5 protein-coding genes and 2 pseudogenes are annotated in these 7,322 nt (G+C 61.2%); 4 read left to right on the top strand and 3 right to left on the bottom strand.

Going from position 1 to position 7,322, the window contains the following annotated elements; translation table 11 throughout:
* Positions 1-613 (top strand): annotated as a pseudogene (locus tag JCM19049_RS06090) (proline iminopeptidase); the annotation flags it as partial.
* 657 nt (positions 614-1,270) lie between these two features.
* Here JCM19049_RS06090 and JCM19049_RS06085 read toward each other — a convergent pair.
* The 3 genes and pseudogenes from JCM19049_RS06085 to JCM19049_RS18930 all read right to left on the bottom strand — a co-directional run.
* The gene (locus JCM19049_RS06085; RefSeq protein WP_279402573.1) at positions 1,271-1,711 is read right to left on the bottom strand and encodes a helix-turn-helix transcriptional regulator; all 441 of its coding nucleotides are present in this window, start codon (positions 1,709-1,711) and stop codon (positions 1,271-1,273) included.
* A gap of 281 nt (positions 1,712-1,992) precedes the next feature.
* Positions 1,993-2,511, bottom strand: coding sequence for a pre-peptidase C-terminal domain-containing protein (locus JCM19049_RS18935; protein WP_279402574.1), 519 nt, complete (start codon positions 2,509-2,511; stop codon positions 1,993-1,995).
* Between the two features lie 33 nt (positions 2,512-2,544).
* A pseudogene (locus JCM19049_RS18930) lies at positions 2,545-4,114 on the bottom strand (collagenase); the annotation flags it as partial.
* A 584-nt stretch (positions 4,115-4,698) separates the two neighbouring features.
* On the opposite strand from JCM19049_RS18930, the gene JCM19049_RS06065 reads away from it, so the two are divergent.
* The 3 genes from JCM19049_RS06065 to JCM19049_RS06060 all read left to right on the top strand — a co-directional run.
* Entirely contained in the window at positions 4,699-5,907 is a 1,209-nt protein-coding gene (locus JCM19049_RS06065; RefSeq protein ID WP_279402572.1) for an ABC transporter substrate-binding protein, read from the top strand.
* Entirely contained in the window at positions 5,829-6,443 is a 615-nt protein-coding gene (locus JCM19049_RS18925) for an ABC transporter substrate-binding protein (protein ID WP_279402571.1), read from the top strand. Before JCM19049_RS06065 ends, JCM19049_RS18925 begins: the two co-directional genes overlap by 79 nt.
* A gap of 2 nt (positions 6,444-6,445) precedes the next feature.
* Positions 6,446-7,322, top strand: an 877-nt coding sequence (locus JCM19049_RS06060) for an ABC transporter ATP-binding protein (RefSeq protein ID WP_279402570.1), incomplete at its 3' end; no start/stop codon positions are given.

Here is a 7,322-nt window from a genome sequence, read left to right as displayed (position 1 = left end):
CCGCCGGCTGCAGTCGCTGGGCATCGACTTCGGCATGGGCCCGAGCTTCGAGCGCCTGCACTGGCTGCTGGAGCTCTCCGGCGACGGCACCCAGCTCAGCGACTGCCTGCTGCAAGAGGTCCAGGCGCGCACCAGCTTTGCCGGCAACCCGCTGTTCGCGGTGCTGCAGGAAGACATCTACGGCAACGGCGCCAACGGCCCCAGCACCTTCGCCGCCCAGACGGAGCTGGAGCAGCACCCGGATTTCGCCACGGATGCGTCCACCCTGCTGTTCACCGGCGAAATGATGTTCCGCTGGACCTTCGAGGAGACCCGACTGCTGCGCCCGTACATCCCGGCCGTCGAGGTGCTGGCCGCGCGCGGCACCCACCGGAAGATCTACGACCTGGAGAAGATTGCGGCGAACCGCGTCCCGTTGGCCGCCGCCGTCTACTACGACGACATGTACGTGGATGCTGGCCTGTCGCTGGACACCGCGAAAAAGGTCGGCGGACTGCAGGCCTGGGTCACCAATGAGCACGAGCACGACGGGATCAACGACCCAGCGGTGCTACGCAGCTCTTTGCCATGGTTGACAAGGTCGGCGGCCCCTGGCCGAATAGGGCTTCGCTGATCCGCAGGGAAAGCCATTTACGAGAAGCGGGCACGGATCTTTCCGCGCTCGCTTTCTTCGCAGACTCCACAATTGGCAGTTCCAGCCGCGTTCACCTGAACTTGCAACTCTAGGATCGAGCTTTAGCATCATTTAAGTGCAAGGTCTTGGAGTTCAATTTATGGCCCCGGATAAGAATCAGCGCAGAAGGTCCAGCAAACCAGCCACGGCGCAAACTCACATTGCCGCGGGGCCATCCAGCGACGATGCCCACTTGATTGTGTACTGCAAACGCCATCCTGACGACGATCCCGACGAATCCTGCCTTGGCAGGTCCTTCCTCAACAGTTGTCCTTCGGCAGTACGTGCGAAAATGCGCGCAGTGCTTCAGGCCGTCGCGGCAGCGCCTCCGAAGAGATTCTCAGGCGGTGGGTATCGGGAAGCCATGCATGACAGCATGGCGGGATGGTTTGAGATTCGCATTGACGGCCGCAAACGTCGCCACTACAGGCTTTTTGCCGGCTTGATTACCACTCCAATGAATTCGACAAACCGCTACTGGTCATTGTCGATGGGAGACGCACGCCGTTCAATTCGGTGCTTTCCGAGGAAGACTACCGCTCGATCCGCGAACTGGGCATGGAATACTTCAAGCGCCAACCTCGATCGATCGCCGGCTCACGCAACGGGGGACGAACTGCGCAATGTCCTTAATGATTCCAAATGCTTGGCCAAGTCCGTGGCGTCGGCGGCACGGCCCGCAAGCAAGGGCAAGGTGACTTTTTCACGCTCATTATCCGGAAGCGGAACCAAAGCCACCTTCAGGCCCAAGGCTGCAGCGACCTCGGCTAGGGTCCCAAGCGTTGGGTTGGATGCATTGCCGGAAAAAAGCCTTCTCAGCGTTGCCGGATCTGCATTAATGGCTCGGGCCAGAGCCGCCTTTGTCAGTCCGGCCGCCTCGCGGGCATCGTCTAAGTCATTCACGATGTTGTCGACGGTGGCAATCCGAACCGATTCAACGACATATTCCCGCAGGAATTCAGGGGCCTGAAGATCGTTGACGAGATCGTCCCAGAATGCGGGAGGTGCTTGCACTTTTCGCTCCTTCAAACTGACCACTAGTGCAACATATATGTTACGAATCATGCAACGGGTCGATTGCGACCAAGGAGCCAGCTATTGAGGCAATGATTCCCGTGTTCTTCCCGCATCCCCCACCGGGAATGTCCCTGTCGGAAATCAACAGGTTCTTTCGAACTTGCTTGGATTCCTCCGGCAATGCCTACCGGGTTGCCCGCCCCTAGCGCCTCACCGACGCATGAACTCTGAATAGAGGCGTGGGAACGCCCCGGACCTTTGCGGCAAAAAGTGCGCGCAAGGCCGGGGCGTTCTTCAGCTCATCAGCGGACAGTTGCCTTCAGGCTCACCCCCGAGTATTCGCTGTCGGTGCTCAGCGAAATGTAGTTGTACCCGGCCGGTGGGTTCGGCACGGTGATCGATTCGTTGTTACCGGCTTCGGTAGAACGGTAGTTGTGGTGGTCCGGATCTGCCCAGTTCCATGGGCTGTAGAACAGGTCAGCGTTGCCCGTTCCACCGTTGGTGTTGATCGTCAACTCTTCAGTTCCCTCAGGAACGTAAATGTAGAAGTAGTTCAGGTCATCGCTGCTGCCCGACAGGTTCGTCGCCGCGCATCCCGAAGCCAACGTCTGGCCGCTGGTTCCTGAGCAGTCTTCCGGATCGGTTGGATCGGTAGGCTCAACCGGATCGGTAGGCTCAACCGGATCAGTAGGCTCAACCGGGTCGGTTGGCTCAACCGGGTCGGTTGGCTCTACCGGGTCGACAGGATCGGTTGGAGCCGGCGGCTTGCAGTCGCCGGCAGCACAGGTGTCCAAGAAGTTGGAGAACTCGGCGTCATACATGGTGCCGATGGAGTTCTTCAGGTAGTTGCGCGACTCCTGCCACTTGCCCTGGCGGTAGTAGTCAAGCACCGTCTTCAGCTCCTGCGGGTGCTTGTTGATCATGAAGTTCACCGCGAGGTAGCCCCAGCGGTAGATGCGGTCCTGGCCGCTGTTCTCATAGGTGGTGTCGAACAGCTCGCTGAGCTTGTAGGTCTTCTGGGCCGCCAGCTGGTGGGCGGCCGTATACTCCTCGTTGCGGTAGCCGTAGTTCACGTATTCCGCGAAGCCCTCGATCCACCAGATCGTCGGCACTGTCAGCCCTGCCCCGAAGTCGCCATGCATGTTGAAGCGGCCATCGAGGTAGTGCGTGTACTCGTGGTTCAGGTTCCAGATGTGGAAGGTCGGCAGCATCCATTCTGCCTCGTAGGCGACGAAGGTCGGGGTGTTACCAGCTTGGCTTGGATCGCCTTCCAGGTACATCCCGCCGTTATTCGTGTCGATGCCGAAGATGGCGCCTGCGTAGGTCTGGTAGTCGCTGCTGGAAGAGAAGACCGCCACGTCGATGGTGGTGTTCACGTCATTGGCCACAGGTCCTGGTTCCGGCGGCACCGTAGAAGTACTCGTCCTGGCCCTTGAGCGAGGTGCAGGATTCATCGAATTCCTCGTTGCTCACCGACTGGGTGTTGAAGCGGATGCTCGGGCTGCAGTCGCGGTCCTGACTGAGCACTGTATCGCGCAGCGTGCTGGAGAAATCGCAGGTGCCGTAGTCCGAACAATTGCTGGCATCGAAGTATTCGACCATATCTGCAAGGCCTACCCAGAGCTTGGCGGTGTCCCCGGTCATCGAGGTGCGCGAGAGCAGGTCGATCACCTTCGGTTTGGCCGCGGCCTTCAGCTGGCTGTCGCCCAGGAAGCGGGCCAGCTCGCGGCCGGCGTTGGCCACCAAGAAATCGCTGTCGCCGCCCATCATGTCCATATGGTCCGCTGCGAACTGGTGCAGGGTGTCTAAGATCTGCGGGTTGGCGACGACAGCTGCGGAGAAGTCGTCAAACTGGTGTCCGCGGAAAAGCACAGTGAACACGTTGTTCGTCGCATTGCGGAAATTCCAACTTGCTTCGCGCTGCGCGTTGAAGTCTTCCAGCAGATCCGCCAGGACGCCGAGGAAGCGGGCGTTGTTCTCCGAGGAATCGATCAGGGTGACAGCTTCTGAGAGCACTTGGCGCTGCCCTCGTTGACTGTCATGGACTTAGTTGGCAAAGAACTTCTCCAGCGCGTCGCCGACAGTTGACTTCAACTGCGTGCCGTAGTTGCCCACGGTCGAGGACTGGTAGAACTGCACGTAGTAGCCGGCGCGGAGGAACAATACCAGCTGCATGGTCGACTGGGAATTGCTGCCGTTGTAGTTCTGCGCGTCGGTCTTGAACGCCTGGGCAACGGTGAGCATGTCGGCCTGGTTGAACAAGTCCCGGGCAGTATTGCCGGTGGCATTGAACAGGGAGTTGATGCACTCCATGTCTGCGGCCTTGACTGCCTGGACCAGTGCTGAGCCGCTCAGGTTCCCGAGCTCCCCTGGGTTGCAGGCCCCTGCTGCACGAGTCGAGGCTTCTGGGCCGGCGCTGCGCATCTTGGACTTCTTTTCCAGCTTCTGGGCATCCTTCTGGCCTTTTTCAACCAGCTTCATGTCCACCAGCGGGCGGGGCGCCTCACCCTCACCGAGCACCGGATCCAGTTCGGGAGAATACTCGCCTTGCACGAAACTCGGAGCCGCGACGGCGTCCTTGTCGTTCCCTGAATTGGATGAGGGCTTTTCGGCGAGTGCCGGGGTGATGCCACTGCTCAGCGACAAGCCCAGTGCCGCGATTGAAACCGCCGCAGCGACCCTTCTCACTGGCGCTGATTTGATCAAACTTTGCACTGTTTTCCTCTTTCGTGATTCTTCACGTTGACGCTAACTTCCGTGAATGCGATCCGCATCACGCCCCATGAGGTTGAACGCTAAGCCAATTTCCGATGCATCGGCAATGGATTTTGGGCTATTGTCGCCACCCCGCCAGGCGCGTCGGGTTTACGCCGCAAAATCTTTTCCGAAGCGCAATTTGTGACAGTGCAATGGCACTAGTCTGGATTTCGATCACCCCTGTGAGTCACCACACACCCTTGGAGGACCAAATGACACCGCAACCTCGCGCACCCAAAAAACGCTTTCTCATGCCGCTCTCGCTTTTCGCGGCATCTGCTGTGTTGCTCTCCGGCTGCGCTATCGACTCGGACAATGGCTCGGCACCCAGCGGCGAAGCCCAGACCGGCGGCACTCTGAAGATCGGCAGCAACGGCGACAACGACCACCTGGATCCGGCACTGACTTCATACGTGCCGACCCAGAACTTCATTCGCGCCACCAGCCGCCAGCTCTTGAGCTACGAGGCATCCACCGACGAGAACACCCGCATCCAGGTCAAGGCCGATCTGGCCGAAGAAATCCCGGAAGCCACCAATGACGGCAAGACCTACACATTCACCCTGAAGGAAGGCGCGAACTGGGACGCACCGGATGGTGCCCGCCAGGTCGTCGCCGAAGACGTGGTGCGCGGCTTCAAGCGCCTGTGCAACCCGTACCGCTCCAGCCCGCTGCTTGGCTACTTCCAGTCGCTGCTCACCGGCATGGACGAATACTGCGAGGGCTTCGCCAAGATCGACCCGAAGCCGGAGCCAATGGCCAAGTACATCAACTCTGCGCAGATTCCCGGCGTGCGCGCGGTCGATGAGCGCACCGTCGAATTCACCCTCAAGGAACCGGCCGGCGACTTCATCTATATGCTGACCCTGGCCACCGCCAGCCCGGCTCCAGAAGAAGTGCTGGACTATCTGCCAGATTCTCCGGAGTACCGCGAGAACTTCGTGGCGTCCGGCCCGTACACGATCGGCGAATACACCGCTGACAAGTCGCTGAAGCTGGTACGCAACGAAGCGTGGAAGGCTGAAACCGATCCGCTGCGCCCGGCCTACGTGGACTCGATCGAGATGACCATGGGCCTGAGTGCGGACGCGGTCACCCAGCAGCTGCAGGCCGGCACCCTCGACATGTCCTTCGACACCGGCATAGCCCCTTCCGTGGCCGCCCAGCTGGCCGCCGCCAAGGACCCGAACTTCTCCACCGTCGACGCCGGCTCGGTCAACCCGTTCTTATGGATCAACGTCACTTCACCGAGCAACGACGGCGCCCTGGCCGACAAGAAGGTGCGCGAAGCCATCCAGTACGCCACCGACAAGGCTCGGTCGTCCAGACTCTGGGCGGCGAAGCTGTCGCCAAGGTCCAGAACGGCATCTTCGGCCCCGGAGTGCTCGGCTACCACGACTTCGACCTGTTTCCGACCCCCGATCACAAGGGCGACCCGGCCAAGGCCAAGGCCCTGCTAGCCGAGGCCGGCTACCCGGACGGCATCACCTTGAAGATGCCGTACCGCAACAAGGACATCGAGCCGCAGATCGCCCAGACCCTGCAGGCAGGCTTCGAGAAGGCAGGCATCACCATCGAGCTGATCCCGGTGAGCCCCACCGACTACTACACCGAGTTCCTGGCCAACCGCGAGGGCACCAAATCCGGCAAATGGGACATCGCCCCGATGGGCTGGAGCCCGGACTGGCAGGGCGGCGCGGCCCGCTCGGTGTTCCAGCCGCTGTTCACCTACAACGGCACCGAAAGCACCTATAACCTGACCAACTATGACAATGTGGAAGCGGACAAGCTGGCGGCTCAGGCAGTGCAGGAACCGGATCCGTCCAAGGCCCAGGAACTGTGGGCGCAGGTTGATGAGATCGTCATGGGCGATTCGATCATCGTGCCGGTCGCGGCCCCGACAACCCGCCTTTACCACTCCAAGCGCGTGCAGAACTTCCAGCCCTACGCCCTGTCCACCCAGGGCGACTGGACCAACGTCTGGATCCAGGACTAGGCATGGCGCTGCTAGAAGTCAAAAACCTCAGTGTCTCCTTCCCCACCGCTGACGGCACCCTGCACGTGGTGCGTGATGTCAGCTTCAGCGTTGAGGCCGGGGACTTCTTCGGGATCGTCGGCGAATCGGGCTCCGGCAAGTCGGTGCTCGTGCAGGCGATCCTGGGGCTGGTCCCCGGGGCGCAGCTGAGCGGCCAGGCGCTGTTCAACGGACGGAACCTCATCGGGCTGCCGGCCGAGGAGCTGCGCCTGCTGCGCGGGGCGAAGATCAGCATGATCTTCCAAGACCCGCTCTCCTCCCTGCACCCGCAGTACACTGTGGGTCAGCAGCTGGCGGAGGCGATCACCACGCACCAGAAGGTGTCAAAGTCCGAGGCCCGCTCCCGGGCCGTGGCGATGATGGGCAAGGTGGGCATCAAGGATCCCGAACGCCGAGCCGACAGCTTCCCACACCAGTTCTCCGGCGGCATGCGCCAGCGCATCATGATCGCCATGGCCCTGCTGCTTGAACCTGAGCTGATCATCGCCGACGAGCCGACCACCGCACTGGATTCGACCGTGCAGGCCCAAATCCTAGACCTGCTGGCGCAGATGCAGCGGGAGCTGAACACCACCGTGCTGATGATCTCCCACGACCTGTCAGTGGTTTCCCGCGTGGCAAACCAGATGATGGTGCTCTACGCCGGGACCTGCATGGAGCTCGGGGCGGCGGATCAAGTGTTCACCGCCCCTGATCATCCGTATACGGCCCGGCTGCTGGCTGCCACCCCCTCGGCGCACAACATCGAGCACCGGCTGCGCCCCATCGACGGTTCGCTGCCCAGTTTGTTGGCTCCGCCGCGCGGTTGCGCGTTCGCGCCGCGCTGCGAACTGGCGACCG

It is taken from the genome of Arthrobacter sp. JCM 19049, assembly GCF_001310435.1.
The sequence above is the reverse complement of the archived record's forward strand: the minus strand, read 5'-3'. Positions and strand labels throughout refer to the sequence as shown.

Excerpts from the sequence above, each read along its gene's own strand:
- JCM19049_RS06065 (WP_279402572.1), top strand. The coding sequence starts at position 4,699 with ATGCCGCTCTCGCTTTTCGCGGCATCTGCTGTGTTGCTCTCCGGCTGC.
- JCM19049_RS18935 (WP_279402574.1), bottom strand. The coding sequence starts at position 2,511 with ATGTATGACGCCGAGTTCTCCAACTTCTTGGACACCTGTGCTGCCGGC.